The organism is Sphingomonas sp. 3P27F8, assembly GCF_005502745.1.
Classification (GTDB): domain Bacteria; phylum Pseudomonadota; class Alphaproteobacteria; order Sphingomonadales; family Sphingomonadaceae; genus Sphingomonas.
The window spans coordinates 20,961-35,558 of the sequence record NZ_SCNL01000005.1 but is presented as its reverse complement, the minus strand read 5'-3'; the positions used below and the strand labels follow the sequence as shown (position 1 = coordinate 35,558).

The following is a 14,598-nucleotide window of genomic DNA, read 5'->3' as shown; positions in this document are numbered from 1 at the left end:
GCCAACTAATCTTTCGGGACCGTTTCCCGAGCCCGGAAGCGGATATACTGATAGATGGTTTGCAGCTTCTCGTCGCTCATGTTGTGGAATTTGGGCATACCACGGGATGCCAGGGCACCACCCTGCACGATCATCTTGAGCGTCGCCATGTCAGCGGCGGCGGCGGATTCGCGCAATTCGGGGGCGCCGCCCAGCGATTTGGCGTTGGCACCGTGGCAATAGCCGCAGTTGAGCGCGAAATTCAGTGCTCCCTGTTGCACCGTCGCGGGATCGAGCTTCAGTCCTGCGACGTCCACCGGCTTCATGCTGAAGTCAGGTGGCGCGGTCGGCGGCAACGTCGCCTTGCCATCGAGCGCGAAAACGACGAGCCTTCGCGGCTGGGCGCCGAACTTCCATCCCGCCTGGAAGAAGTCTCCGCCCTCGCCGGCAGCGCCGCCCCAGCCGACGAGCAGCGCGACGAACTGTCGCTTGCCGACCGCATAGGCGATCGGCGCCGCTACAACGCCAAGACCGACGTTATACCGCCAGAGCTGCTGGCCGGTGGAGGCATCATATGCGATCAGATATCCATCCTGCGTGCCCTGGAATACCAGATTGCCCGCGGTTGTGGCGGTGCCACCGGCCCAGGCGAACGGGTAATTGACCGTCCAGCGCGGTTTCTGCTGAACCGGATCCCACGCCACCAGCGCCCCTTTGCCGTCGCGCGGATCCTTCGGATCGATGCTGAACTCCCACAATACGCCTTGCCCGGTCGACGCGAACGAGCCCTTGGTCTCCTTGACCAGCGCGAGCGCCTCGGGCGGGCGCGAGAATTTCGCGCCGATCTGATGGGTGGGGATATAGAGAAGGCCGGTTTGCGGGTTATACGATATGGTCTGCCAGTCGTGCGCGCCCAACACCCCCGGATACATGATCCGCGGCGCCTTTTCGTAACGGATGTCTTCGCGCTCGATCGGTCGCTTTGTCCTGCGATCGAACCCGTCGGCCCAATTCTGCTTTCCGATCGCTCCGGCCGAGATCAATTGCCCGTTGGTTCGATCGATCACGTAGAGGAAGCCGTTCGAGGGCGTCTGCATCACAACCTTGCGCCGCACGCCATCGATGGTGAGATCGGTCAGGATCATCTCCGACGTCGCCTTCCAGTCCCATGCTTCCAATGGGTTATACTGGAAATGCCATTTGTATTTCCCGGTCTTGGCATCGACCGCCACGATCGAATTGACGAACAGGTTATCCTTCCGGCCATCCTGCCGGTGAGGGTAATCATACGGGCCGACATTGCCCGCGCCGATGTAGACGGTATCGAGCTCCCGATCGTAGGTCAGGCCATTCCATGGCGTACCGCCGCCGCCATATTTCCACCATTCGCCCGACCATGTCTTCGACGCGATCTGGGTCGTTTCGTCCTTGTCGACTGCCGGGTTGCCGGGAACGGTGAAAAAGCGCCAGACGATCTTGCCGGTCGTCGTATCCATCGCGGTGACATAGCCGCGCGCGCCGAATTCGGCGCCGCTGTTGCCAATGATGACGAGATTGTTGAACGCGCGCGGCGCGCCGGAGCTCGTCGCCACCGTGCCGGGTGCGCGGAAGCTGGTGGACCACAATTGCTGCCCGGTCTTGGCGTCGATGGCGATCATCCGCGCGTCCTTGGTCGCGACGAACACCTTTCCATCGAGATAGGCGACGCCGCGATTGGCGCCGTAGAAGCGCGGGCTGTCCGGGCCCATATGATCGGCAGCCTGCGCGTCGAAGGTCCACCGCATCTCGCCGGTAGCGCCGTCGACGGCATATACATTGCCTTGGCCGCCGGAAAAATACAGCGTCCCGTTCACTGCCAGCGGCGTGGCCTCCAGCAGCGATTCGTCCGGAAGATCGACCGAGAAGGCAAGCTTCAGGCCGGCGACATTCCGGTTGTCGATCTGCTGCAACGGGCTGAAGCTGGTTTCCTGATAGTCACGCCCGTGGCCCAGCCAGTCAGACGGCGTATCAAGGGAAGATCCTGCCGCGGGCGCCGGCACCTGGCCCACCGGGTCCGCGCAGGCGGCAAGCGCAACCGCGACCGGTGTCAACGTCAGCCACATTAACCTCGTCCGCATCGGCATCACCCCCTCCTGCGCGGGTACATTTCAGGCCCGCGATTGTCGCCTCGTTCGTCAGTTTTCCTGTCGGGCTTCATTCTTGAGGGTATTTTTGTCGATCTTGCCGATGGGGAGGAGCGGCATATCGGGGCGCAGGACGATGCGTTTGGGCACCTTGTAGTTGGCGAGGCGCTCGCGACAGAAGGCGATGAGTTCTTCGGGCGAAACCTCTGCCTGCGGGAGGATGTAGGCGACGCCGACTTCCTGCCACAGTGGATCGGGGATGGAGACGACGGCGGCGGCGGCGACGGCTGGGTGCGCCTCGAGCGCGACCTCGATTTCGCGCGGATAGACGTTGTACCCGCCGGATTTGTACATTTCCTTGAGGCGGCCGACGATGCGGTAGCGGCCGTCGGGGCGCTGCAGGGCCTGGTCGCCGGTGCGGAACCATCCGTCGGCGGTGAAGGCATCGGCGGTGGCATCGGGCCTGCGCCAATAGCCGAGGAAGGTGTGGGATGAGCGGGTCTGCACCTCGCCCGGCTCGCCCTGCGGCACGATCGCGCCATCGGGATCGACCAGCCGCACCTCGACGCCGGGCAGCGGCAGCCCGACCGAGTCCGACAGGATCTCCACATCGTCCGTCGGCGATACATAGGTGATGACGGTGGTCGATTCCGTGAGGCCGTAATTGGTCGACATGTTCGGCTGAATCGTTCGCAACCGTTCGATCGCCTCGCGCGGCATCGCGGCGCCGCCCCAGGCGATCATCTGTACACCAGACAGGTCGAACCGCGCGAAATCGGGCAGCGCCAGTTGCAGGTGGAACGTGCTCGGCACCGAACCCCAGACGGTGATGTTTTCCCGCTCGATCAGTTCAAGTGCGGTGGCCGGATCAAAATGCTCCAGGAACACCAGCTTGCCGCCCGAGGCAAATACGGGAATGCTGACGTCCACGACGCAGCCGACGTGATTGATCGGAAAGAAATTCAGCGAATTATGTGGCGTGACCGGCCACACTTGATTGTGCACCACTGCCGCTCGCACGAGGCCGTGGTGATGGAGCAGGGCACCCTTCGGCGCGCCGGTCGATCCGCTCGTGTAAACGATCAGGCAGGGGTCGCGATCCTTCGCAGAGTCGCGCGCTGCGATGCGCGCTTCTTGCGATACGGCAGCGCCCTTTTCGAGAAACGCGGCCATCGGCTCTATGCCATCCACCGGCGGTTCGCCGGCAAATGCCACGACATGTCGGATGGCAGGACATGATTTGCGCAGTTCGTCGATCTCCGCCGCGAACGACCGCCCTTCGATCTCCGTGCGGGTGAGCATTATGCACGGCTCCGAATCCGTCACGACATGGAGCAGTTCCTGCAACCGATATTTCGGATTGAGGCCTACCCAGATAGCACCGACCGAAACCGTTGCCAGGAAGGCGATGAAATAGTCTGGTCGTGGGGCTTGCAGGGTTGCGACACGGTCACCTGTCTGCACACCCGCCGCGATCAGGGCCTTGGCAAGGCTTTCCACCGCATCATGCAGTTCCTCGAAGCTGATCCGGCGATCGCCGGAAACCAGCGCGGTCTCTTGTGGCCGCTCCTTGGCATGGAGTGCTGCATAATCACTGATACGCGGCAGCGCAGGCGGGATCGGCATCGGAAAAGACCTTGTATTTGCTCTATCAGGGAAACCGATCGGAACGATGTTGATCCGATCGGACAAGCGCGAAGGAAGCTGTCAGGCGTGCAGTTCGATCTCAATTTCTAAGGCGATGACGCCCCGCATGCGATCTTGCCATGGACAGCCCGCCACGCGGCCTAACTGCGTACAGTCTGCGTGCTCAAGATCTCTTCATCTACCTCGAGCCGCAAACTTTGACCCTTGGCGATCTCAATATAGTCGCCGGGATTAAGTATGACCGAGGCGCCCCCGCCGATACTGGCGCGACCTTTGCCGGCGTGCACGAAGAAGATTTCCTCATAGGGCACTTCGGCCCAGAAATAATCGCCGGGCTGCTGGCGGCTGATGGCAAATGCTACCCGGCGCTCTTCATCGCGCATCAGCACGCGGAACATCGACTTGCCGTTGCCCCGTGCGTCACGAGCTGTCGGGGATTCCTGAAAATGAGCGATATCCCAAAGATCGTCAGCCATCAAACACCTCTGCTCACTGTCTGTTTTGTCGTTACCGCGCACCACCGTCTCCGGCGGATATGATCGAACCTAAAGCGTCGAGTAGGTTGACGGGGGAACGTAAACCGAGAGCCAGGTACCCGCGAGCGCAGGGCGATCCTCGCCCTCGATCTCGACGAGGCAATCGTACTTTTGCGTGAAGCGACCCTTTTCGTCCGGCTCGCGGCTGGTGAGGGTGAACTTGCCGCGGACGCGAGAATTGACGCGCACCGGGCTAACAAGGCGCATGCGATCGAAGCCGTAATTGAGGAAATATCCCTTGTCGAAATCCTCGGTGCCTTCGTTGTCCGTGGCGGTGTGCATGAAATGGGTCATCAGCGACATCGTCATGAAGCCGAAGGCCACCGTGCCCTTGTACGGACCCTTCGCGGCGAATTCAGGATCGACGTGCATCGGATCGTTGTCGAGGGTCGCGCGGCTGAAAAGATCGATCAACTCCTGATCGATCTTTACCCAATCCGAGGTAAGTTCCGATCCAACCGCAAGGCCAGGCACCGTTTCTGGTGCATTATTTACAAGATCCATCACCACTGCTCCTATTTTTTCGAATGATGCATCGAAAACGAGGGCCTTGTCAATCTGGCGACTTGGACGCGGCGTGAAATCGTGTCATTTCGGAAAACCTATATATAACAGCATTATACTGCATATCTCAAAGGGCCGCCGATCGTCTGCAGGGCGTTTTTCGCTGGAAAATCGACCGGATTTTAAGCGTTGACAGGCTCAGTCTTTGATTGGTAACTCAGAAAATAGCTGAGCGGTTGTTCGGTCGTGCGGGACGATCAAGCGCACGGGATGTCATGCAAAACGCGGCGACGATCGCGGGCGCGCCATCGATACCCGACGTTTTTCGGGGCTCAGGAGAGATTTTATGGTCCAGCCGCCCGTTCTGCACCGCATTAGCGACTACACTGCCTGGCATGCCGCGCGTTCCGCGGACGAGGTGGCGCTGGTCCTGGAAGATCAGCGGGTAACCTTCGGCGAGGTGCATGATCGGGTCGAAGCGCTGGCGCGGGCGTTGCTCGCGGCAGGCGTCGGCAAGGGTGATCGCGTGGCGACGCTGCAAACGCCGTGCCCGGATTATTTCATCGCTTTTCTGGCAACTGCGTCGATTGGTGCTATCTGGGTCGGGCTGAACCCGAAATGCCGGCTGCCGGAACTGCTGCACGTCGTTACGGACTCCGAGCCGAGCGTCATGCTGGTCCGCGCCACGGTCGGCGATCGTTATTACGGTGAAGATATCGCGGCTCTGCGCGAGGCCTGCCCAGCGGTGCGCCATGTCGTCGCATTCGAGCAAGGTCTTGGCGATGGCGCAGAGAGCCTTGGCCATGGCGTGGTGAGCATGGCATCATTCCTGGCCGCCGGCGCCGCGATATCGGGCGAGGCGTTGGCCGCCGCACGCGCTGGCTGCGGCGATCGGGATCCGTGCTTGCTGGTCTATACGTCGGGATCGACCGGCGCGCCGAAAGGCGCTCTGCTGCACCATCACGGCGTCATCCAGGCCGCGCACCGGCACAATGCCGAGCGGCCGGTCTCCCGGCGGGTGCAACTGAACTATTACCCGATCAACCACATCGGTTGCGTCGTGGACGTCAGCATTCCGGTGTTCGTATCGGGCGGCAAGCTGGTGTTCCTGGAGCATTTCGATGCGGTACGCGCGCTCGAGCTGATCGGGGAGGAGGGGGTTACTGTCTGGACCTCGGTGCCGAGCACGTTCCACCTGCAACTGGCGCTGCCCGATTTCGCGCGGTTCGATCTCTCGTCGGTCGAGCTGATCGCCTGGGGCGGCGCGGCGATGCCGCGCGAGGCGATCGAGCGGTTGCGCAGCATCCGCCCGCGCATGACGACCAATTACGGCCTCACGGAATCGACCACCGTCATCACGAATGTTTCGCCGACGGACGATGTGGAGATCCTGTCGAACTCGGTCGGGCTGCCGCTGCCCGGCGTCGAGGTGCGGCTGGTCGGCCCCGATGGCGCGATCGTGCCGCAGGGCGAGCCGGGCGAGGTGCAGACCCGCTCATCCCACACCTTCCTCGGCTATTGGCGCAGGCCCGATGCCACCGCCGATGCCTTCACCGCCGACGGATGGTTCCGCACCGGCGACCAGGCCCTGCAGCGCCCCGACGGCCGCTACCGCATCGTCGGCCGCCTCAAGGAAATGTACAAATCCGGCGGGTACAACGTCTATCCGCGCGAAATCGAGGTCGCGCTCGAGGCGCACCCAGCCGTCGCCGCCGCCGCCGTCGTCTCCATCCCCGATCCGCTGTGGCAGGAAGTCGGCGTCGCCTACATCCTCCCGCAGGCAGAGGTTTCGCCCGAAGAACTCATCGCCTTCTGTCGCGAGCGCCTCGCCAACTACAAGGTGCCCAAACGCATCGTCCTGCGCCCCGACATGCCGCTACTCCCCATCGGCAAGATCGACAAAAATGCCCTCAAGAATGAAGCCCGACAGGAAAACTGACGACCTCACCGCCTCGCTATCATTCATCGGCGGTGCCTATCTTGTCCCTGCCCATTGCCATCTAATGGAAAACGATCTGATGAAAGCTTCTCGTCATCTCGGTATCGGCGCCCTGGCCCTTTCCAGTGCGCTTGTGCTTGCCTCCTGTTCGCAGGGTGGCGCCGTCCCAGCCGATACAGCATGGTCGGACCATGGCGGTGATCCATCGGAAAAGCGGTTCAGCCCGCTGACCCAGATCAACGCGTCGACGGTCGGACGGCTGGGCCTGGCTTGGTCGCTGGATCTTCCCGACGAAAATTCGCTCGAGGCGACGCCGATCGAAGTCGCCGGGACACTGTACTTCAGTGGCGGTACGGGAAAGGTCTACGCTGTCGACGTCGTTTCGGGGAAGCAGAAATGGGAATATGACGCCGCTCCTGTAGAGCACAGTTCTGAACGAACGTTGCGCATCTATAATATCAATCGCGGCGTGGCTTATTGGGATGGCAAGATCTATTATGCCTCCCGGGACGGGCGGATGATCGCGCTCGATGCGAAGACCGGCAAGGAAGTGTGGGTCGAGCCGTTCCTGATCGCCGGTGACGGAGCCACCAGCACCGGGGCGCCGCGCGTATTCAAAGGCAAGGTCATCATCGGCAACAGCGGCGCGGACAGCGGCGCACGCGGTTATGTCACCACGATGGATGCGCGGACGGGCAAGATCCTGTGGCGCTTCTTCACCGTTCCGGGGAACCCGGCGGTGGACAAGGATGACACCACCAAAATGGCGGCCGGCACCTGGGCGGGCGAATGGTGGAAATACGGCGGGGGCGGCACGCCGTGGAACGGCATCACCTATGACGCCGAATTCAATCAGATCCTTATCGGCACCGGCAATGGCGCGCCGTATAACTGGCGTTTCCGCGCGCCACCGGGGAAGGATAACCTCTTCCTTGCTTCGGTCGTCGCTGTCGATGCGGATACCGGAAAATACAAATGGCACTATCAGTATAACCCGCGCGAAGCGTGGGATTGGAAAGCGACGACCGAAATCATCCTGGCCGACGTTAAGTTCAAGGGGCAGGATCGCAAGGTGCTGATCCAGGCGCCGACAAATGCGTTCGCCTATATGATCGATCGCAGCAACGGAAAACTGCTTACCGCGGAAAAGGTCGGCAAGGCCAACTGGGCGGATCGTATCGATCTCGCCACAGGGCGCCCGGTGGAGAAGCCTGGCATCCGGTACGAAAGCGGTAGTGCAACAATATATCCGGGGATCGCGGGCGGGCATAACTGGATTCCCGGTTCGTATAACCCGAAGACCGGACTCTATTATATTCCGTATCTTCAGGTCGGCATGAAATTCACCGAGACCGCGCAAACACGCGCGCGTCCCGATGTCGATGTGAAGAAGAATCGCTACATCTACGGTATCGATATCGACTCGGTATTTGATCCGAAGGACCCGCTGGACGGCAAGGGCGCGCTGATCGCCTACGATCCGGTGGCGGGCAAGGTGCGCTGGACGAACCCGCTCCAAGGCGCCGGCGGCACGGCGACCACAGCGGGCGGCCTTGTATTTCAGGGCGATATGGATGGTATCTTCCACGCCTGGGATGCGACGAGCGGCAAGGAACTGTGGCGGTTCGATGCCAAGCTCGGCATCACCGCGCCGCCGATCACCTATGCGTTCAAGGGCAAGCAATATGTGTCATTGCTTATCAGCCCGGCCGGGATGTACGGCGAGAACGGCCGGCCGAACGGCTGGGTCTACGGGCTGCAACCGCGCCGTTTGCTGACATTCGCGCTCGACGCGAAAGCGCAGCTTCCCGCGACGCCGCCGCGTATGATGAAGGCCGAGGCGCTGGATGATCCGTCGATCAAGCTGGATCCGGCCCGGGTCGAGAAGGGTGGCATCCTTTATCATCTCCAGTGCACCTTCTGTCATGGCGCCACGGCCGTCGCCGGCGGCACCGCGCCCGATCTCCGCGGTTCCAGCGCCGCGCTACAGCGCGAGAGCTTCCGGGCCATCGTGAAAGGTGGGGCGCTGACGTCGCGCGCCATGCCGCGTTTCGACAAGATCGACGATGATGAGCTGGAAAACCTTTGGCAGTATATCCGCTTCGAAGCGCGAAACGCGAAAAAGAATGATAAGTAATTATTTCTAAACAAGACCATCTTCCCGGCAAAACTCATAGAGAAGTTAGATCCGGGAAGTGTCGTAAGATTACCGACAAGATTAAAGCAAATACAAAGGGAGGTTTATGATGGAAAAGGGAAGCATTTTGGGAGCCTTTAAGAAAGGTGGCATGCTCCTTCGCGGCGGGGCAAGTGTTCTGGCGTTGGTATCCGCAGGGCAGGCTTTTGCCGATCCTCAGACCTCGCCCGCGGCCCCGGCACCTGCGGCCGCAAGCCCGCAGGAAGGTGCGGCGTCAGGCGACATCGTCGTCACGGCAAGCCGTCGCGAGGAGACGGTGAGCAAGCTTCCCTTCAACATCTCCGCCTATGGCGCGCAGCAGTTGGAAAAGGCGAATATCAACAGCGTCGCCGCGCTGACTCAGCAGGTGCCGAATTTCGTGATTGAGGATCGCGGCAGCCGCTCGATCGCCTCGGCGATCCCGGTTATCCGAGGCCTCAATGCCTCGCAGCCGGCAGTGAACAGCGCGCGGTATTTCCAGAGCCCGGTCGGCTTCTATTACGGCAACGCTCCCGTCACCGGCTCGCTGCCGCTGTTCGATCTTGAGCGGGTTGAAGTGCTGCGCGGCCCGCAGGGCACGCTATACGGTGCCGGCTCGCTCAGCGGCGCGGTGCGCTTCGTGCCGGCAGCGCCGCGGCTCGACAGCGTCAGCGGTTTCGTCACCGCATCGGGCACGGCGGTCAACCATTCGAAGGACGTGGGCTATTCGATCGGCGGCGCGCTCAACCTGCCGCTCGGATCGACGCTGGCGCTGCGCGTGAGCGGCAAATATGATTACACGCCCGGATTCATCGACCAGTTCGATATCCTGAAGCGCACAAACAACGATTATGCGGCCGGCATCCCCGTGCTCGCCGATCCTACCGACGTTGCAGGCAGCAAAGCCGTCTACTTCAACAAGCGCGATGTGAACTATTCGCGGACCACCTCGGCACGTGCGGCGTTGCTGTGGAAGCCGACGCCGGAATTCAGCGCGACCGCATCCTATACCTATTCGCGGATCAAGGGCGTGGGTGGCCCGCTCGACAATGCGGGCTACGCCGGCGGCCCGTCACCCATGGACCCGCGGGTGCAATTGACCCCGACCGGGCCGTACCAGCGATCTAGCCCGATGCTGGAGCCTTTCGAGCGGACCAGCCAACTCGCCGCGCTTGACCTGTCTTACGATGTCGGGTTCGCGACACTCTCGTCCACGCTGGCTTATGGCAAGACAGAGGGCACCGGCATCAACGATTCGACGAACACGCTGCTCGGATCGCCATATGCCTTCTACTACACGGGCGTACCGGCAAATCCGCGCACCGTCCTGCCGACTGCAAACATCGATCGCGAGCGCTCGTATACCGAGGAGGTACGGCTGGTATCCAACCCCGGCGGTCGCTTCGACTATATCATCGGTGCGTTCTTCCAGCAGCAGACCCGGCGCATCATATTGCAGGTCTACGATCCGGGCGCCGATGTGCAGAGCGCCGCGGCCAATGGCGGCTCGACCGTGCCGATCGGTCAGGGTGGGACGTATGTCCCGCTGTTGCCGGGCACGCAGCTGGCGTACAATCAGGATACCACGCAGAAATTCCGCGATTATTCCGTTTACGGCGAGTTGACCTTCCACGCGACCGACGCCTGGCAGATCACCGGCGGCGCGCGCGTGTTCCATCAGACGTTCGACAGCAGGCTCCTTGCACAAAGCTCGTTCTACAGCTTCTATCCCATCAGCCAGACCAACGATTTCAAGAAGACAAGTCAGATCTTCAAGGTCAACACGTCCTACAAGGTGGCGCCGAACGCGCAGATCTACGGCACATGGTCGCAAGGGTTCCGCCGTGGCGGTGCCAATGCGTTCCCGACGGCGGGGCCCGTGCAGGAGCCGGCGCAACTGCTGACCTATGCACCCGACAAAACGAACAACTTCGAGGTCGGTATCAAGGGTAGCGTGGCTGGCATCCGTTATTCGTTCGATGCCTTCTACATCAAATGGGACAAGCCGCAGATCGACCTGTTGACGCCCTATGTGCTGACTGCCGTGGTCATCAACGGAAGCAAGGCAACGTCGAAGGGGCTGGAATTCGAAGCGAGCGGGCAACTGCCGCTGGATGGCCTTTCCTTCAGTCTCGGCGCCGCCTGGGCGAAGGCCAGGCTGTCGCAGGATTTCGTCCTGCCCTCGGGTGATGGTGCTGGCGGGATTGTTCCGAATGCACTCAATGGCCGAAAGGGCGACCGTCTGCCCGGCGCGCCTGATTATAGCGGATCGGCGACGCTGAATTACGAGGCCCGGTACGGCACGGATCTGCGTGTGACCTATTCGGGCGGCGTCGATTATCGCAGTTCGACGGTGAACCAGCTGGCAAACCTCAGCCCGGTCTCGCCGACGCGGAGTGCGCCGGGCTATGCGCTGCTGCGCGCGAGCATCGGGTTCGACTGGCAACAGTGGCAGGTGCAGCTCGTCGGCACCAATCTGGCGGACAAGCGGGCGGTCATTTCGCCAAACGTACGCACGCTTTCGTCCTATCAGATCCTCGGCGATTGGGCGAACACCTATGCGATTGTAAGGCCGCGTGAATTCAGTTTGCAGGTCACGCGCAAATTCTGATGTCGGGCAACGCTCCCTGGTGCCGGTCGGGCATCGGGGAGCGTTTCTCTTTGCATTTCCGGCCAGCCCGCGCACCAATGGGGCTTTGGCCGATTTGGTAATTGCGACGGGTGAGTGATCTGACGACGACACAGCGATTGGCCGATCTTCTCGCGCCCGCTCGCGCCGCCGCAGCGCCGCTGCGCGCCGCGTCCCACCTGCATGCACGCTTGGCAACGATCCTGGGCGCGCTGGGGCACCGTGCGGAGGCAGTGAGCATATTGGATCGGGCCGCGCAGCTCGCGCCCGGCCGGGCTGAGGATTTCGAGGCGCTGGGCTTCGCGGCGTTCGGGCTGGGCGAACATGAGCGGTCGAACGCCTTTTACGCCGCCTTCACGCTGCTTGCGCCCGGCGATTCCATGGGCTGGTACAATCTGGCGACGAGCCAGCGCAATCTTGGCCAGTTCGATCAGGCGGCGCATTCGTGCGAACGTGCACTTGCGCAGGATCCCGCGAATGCCCAGGCCGCGCTGCTGCGCGCGCATGTCCGCACGCAGTCCGCCGCCCGCAACAATGTCGACGATCTCCGCCGCCGCCTTTCGTCGCAGGCCGCGCCTGCGGCCCGGATTTTCCTGCACTATGCGCTCGGCAAGGAGCTGGACGATCTGGCCGATCACGACGCTGCCTGGGAAGAGTTCCGGCTCGGCGCGGCGGCGCGCCGGGCGAGCCTGCGCTATGACATCGCCGAGGATGTTGGTAAACTCGCCCGGATCGCGCAGGCGTTCGATCGTGGGCGTCTGGGTGATGCGCCGCCGCTCGAGCCAGGGGTGCGACATGCATTCGTGATCGGCCTGCCGCGATCGGGGACGACGCTGGTGGAGCGGATCCTGACCGGGGCGAAAGGCGTCCGCTCCAACGGTGAAACGGATATGCTGCTTGCCAGCCTGATGGCGGGAACCCCGCAGCAGGGTGGCGACATCTTCGATCGCGTCGCCCGGGCCGACGGTCCTGTCGTGCGCGCCGATTACGCGCGGCGGGCCGGCGCGGAAGCGGCGCTCGTCATCGAAAAGCTGCCGCTGAACTATCTTTATGCTGGCGCGATCCGGCTGACCATGCCCGATGCGCGGCTGATTCTGCTCAAGCGTTGCGCGGGCGACAATCTCTTCGCGATGTTCTCCACGTTGTTCGGCGGCGGCTATCCGTTCAGTTACGCGCTTCCCGATCTGGCGACCTATTATGTGGCCTATTCGGAGCTGATGTCGCATTGGCGCACGGTCTTGGGCGATCAATTGCTGGAGGTCGGATACGAGGATCTGGTGGAGCGCCCGGCCGAAGTCGGGGAGGGCATCGCGCGCCATGCCGGGATCGGCTGGCAGGAAAGGATGGTCCGCGTTGAGGAAAACGCCAGCGCCACCGCGACGGCCAGCGCCGCCCAGGTGCGCCGCCCGATCTATCGTTCGGCGGTTAAGCGCTGGCACGCATATCGCCGCCAGCTCGCGCCGTTGGCGGCCGCGCTTGAAAAGGCCGGGATCGATATCGATGCGAACGGTTGAGGGCTCTGAACGGGCCTGCGTTTCACGCAAATGTGGCGCGGCATTGCACTAGCCGTCGGTAGCCCCGGCCCATGGTGCAGGTCTCAGAAAATGCGCGCCGGCATATATCACCCCGCTCACGATAAACGCGATCATCGACCACCAGAAAGCTGGCGTCACATCATGCGACGTGACGAGGTAGGAGGCGACATATGGTCCCGCCCCGAGCGCGGCGAGCATCACCGGCTGGGCATAGAGCGCCACGTTGCGGGCGGGATCGAGCGCCACGAACATCTTCAGGTTGAATGGCTGGCCGCCGATCCATGCGAGCCCGTACAGCGAGCAGGCCAGCACGAAGAACACCGGCGTACGATTCAGCGCGAACAGCACCGAAAGCGCCGCCATCGCGGCACAGGTGACGATCAGCGCCGGCGTGTAGTGAACGCGCCAGCCGATTGCCCCCACGATCAATCCGGCGGCGACGCAGAATATCTGGTTGCTCGCAAGCGCGGTGCCGATTGTCGTGCTCGACATGCCATATTGCTCGGCGACCTGCGCCGCATAGCTCCACGCGGCGCCGACCGCGGAAAATTGCAGAAAGGTGCAGGAAATCGCGATGATAATGGCAGGTGTCCATTTCGTGCGCAAAGTTTTCGGAACGAAATCGGGTAACGGTCCGAAAGAGGCCGGCAAATATAATGTCAGGAGCCCGGATATGACCGCCAGGGCCGCCATCGCGCCGAATCCGAAGTTGGCGCCGTATCTGTCAATCGCAATGGGGACGATATACGCCAGTATCGCCTGCGGCACGGCGCTTATTCCCAGAAAATATGCGTTCATGCGCTCCGGATTGGGAACGTAGGTAAGCACCAGCATCGAGGCGCTCAACAGCCCGCCCTCGGCCAGGCCGCACAGCGATCGCAGGAGATAGATGGGGGGAGGCGAGTTGGCCCGATAGCATAGCATGTTCGCCGCGATCAGCAGCACGGCGCTGCCCAGCGCCTTCGCACGCAAATGGCTGTGGCGCAAAAAACGCGGTCCGATGGCGGCGCCCAGCGCCAGCGCCGCGAGTTCGCAGGTCGCCGCGCGACCGATCGCCTCGTTGGTAAGGCGCCCCGCCGAAACCATTGCGCTGAATACGACCGGACCGAGCGACAATACGACGAATGCCGAAGCGCCGAACACCATCGCAGCCGCGAGCAGCGCGATGGAATGGCTTGGGGCATCGTACTTGCCGTCAGCGATCGCGCCGTGATCGGAAACTTGGATGATGCATCCCCTCGAAATTATGACGATTATCCGGCGCACGAAACATCGTCACGTCACCGCTGGTAAGAAATTCGACCATATCGACGTGGGTGACGCAAGACATTTTTGATGCGTGCCTCAAATCCGCGCCGTTGCGCGCGGAGCGTCCGCACCAGGTGCGCGGTGGTTCAGCCGGGTGCCTGCGCCATCGGTCTGGAGATCGCTCCGATCGGAGCAGCCGGGCTTGGGGCGATGGCACCATCCGCAGCGAGGCCCGTCCAGCGATCCGTTATTCTCAGCGATCGAAGCGCCGGGAGGAATTCTACAGTCGTGGCGGAAATCGCC

The 14,598-nt window shown here is 62.2% G+C and carries 9 protein-coding genes; 4 read left to right on the top strand and 5 right to left on the bottom strand.

The features are described from left to right. Positions 1-5 precede the first annotated feature (5 nt). From FFS35_RS07500 to FFS35_RS07485, 4 genes are all read right to left on the bottom strand, one after another. On the bottom strand, positions 6-2,102 hold the full coding sequence (locus FFS35_RS07500) for a PQQ-dependent dehydrogenase, methanol/ethanol family (RefSeq protein WP_137786526.1): 2,097 nt from the start codon (positions 2,100-2,102) through the stop codon (positions 6-8). A 51-nt stretch (positions 2,103-2,153) separates the two neighbouring features. Next, positions 2,154-3,728 carry a class I adenylate-forming enzyme family protein gene (locus FFS35_RS07495; RefSeq protein WP_137786525.1) on the bottom strand — a complete coding sequence of 525 codons (1,575 nt, stop codon included), beginning with the start codon at positions 3,726-3,728 and terminating at the stop codon, positions 2,154-2,156. Between the two features lie 161 nt (positions 3,729-3,889). Then, positions 3,890-4,225, bottom strand: coding sequence for a cupin domain-containing protein (locus FFS35_RS07490; protein WP_137786524.1), 336 nt, complete (start codon positions 4,223-4,225; stop codon positions 3,890-3,892). Between the two features lie 69 nt (positions 4,226-4,294). Next, the gene (locus FFS35_RS07485) at positions 4,295-4,789 is read right to left on the bottom strand and encodes a MaoC family dehydratase (protein ID WP_137786523.1); all 495 of its coding nucleotides are present in this window, start codon (positions 4,787-4,789) and stop codon (positions 4,295-4,297) included. Between the two features lie 346 nt (positions 4,790-5,135). On the opposite strand from FFS35_RS07485, the gene FFS35_RS07480 reads away from it, so the two are divergent. From FFS35_RS07480 to FFS35_RS07465, 4 genes are all read left to right on the top strand, one after another. Then, a complete protein-coding gene (locus FFS35_RS07480; RefSeq protein ID WP_137786522.1) occupies positions 5,136-6,728 on the top strand; it encodes a class I adenylate-forming enzyme family protein in 1,593 nt (530 codons plus the stop codon). Positions 6,729-6,807: 79 nt separating this feature from the next. Further along, the gene (locus FFS35_RS07475) at positions 6,808-8,865 is read left to right on the top strand and encodes a PQQ-dependent dehydrogenase, methanol/ethanol family (protein ID WP_137786521.1); all 2,058 of its coding nucleotides are present in this window, start codon (positions 6,808-6,810) and stop codon (positions 8,863-8,865) included. A gap of 316 nt (positions 8,866-9,181) precedes the next feature. Further along, on the top strand, positions 9,182-11,494 hold the full coding sequence (locus FFS35_RS07470; protein WP_171007552.1) for a TonB-dependent receptor: 2,313 nt from the start codon (positions 9,182-9,184) through the stop codon (positions 11,492-11,494). Positions 11,495-11,604: 110 nt separating this feature from the next. After that, positions 11,605-13,026: a sulfotransferase gene (locus tag FFS35_RS07465; RefSeq protein ID WP_137786519.1), complete on the top strand. Its 1,422-nt coding sequence runs from the start codon at positions 11,605-11,607 to the stop codon at positions 13,024-13,026. 48 nt (positions 13,027-13,074) lie between these two features. Here FFS35_RS07465 and FFS35_RS07460 read toward each other — a convergent pair whose 3' ends face one another. Next, positions 13,075-14,313 carry an MFS transporter gene (locus FFS35_RS07460; protein WP_137786518.1) on the bottom strand — a complete coding sequence of 413 codons (1,239 nt, stop codon included), beginning with the start codon at positions 14,311-14,313 and terminating at the stop codon, positions 13,075-13,077. Between the last annotated feature and the right edge of the window lie 285 nt (positions 14,314-14,598).

Bases quoted from the DNA above. Each gene is read 5' to 3' on its own strand.
- FFS35_RS07500 (WP_137786526.1), bottom strand. From the start codon at position 2,102: ATGCCGATGCGGACGAGGTTAATGTGGCTGACGTTGACACCGGTCGCG.
- FFS35_RS07495 (WP_137786525.1), bottom strand. From the start codon at position 3,728: ATGCCGATCCCGCCTGCGCTGCCGCGTATCAGTGATTATGCAGCACTC.
- FFS35_RS07490 (WP_137786524.1), bottom strand. From the start codon at position 4,225: ATGGCTGACGATCTTTGGGATATCGCTCATTTTCAGGAATCCCCGACA.
- FFS35_RS07485 (WP_137786523.1), bottom strand. From the start codon at position 4,789: ATGGATCTTGTAAATAATGCACCAGAAACGGTGCCTGGCCTTGCGGTT.
- FFS35_RS07480 (WP_137786522.1), top strand. From the start codon at position 5,136: ATGGTCCAGCCGCCCGTTCTGCACCGCATTAGCGACTACACTGCCTGG.
- FFS35_RS07475 (WP_137786521.1), top strand. From the start codon at position 6,808: ATGAAAGCTTCTCGTCATCTCGGTATCGGCGCCCTGGCCCTTTCCAGT.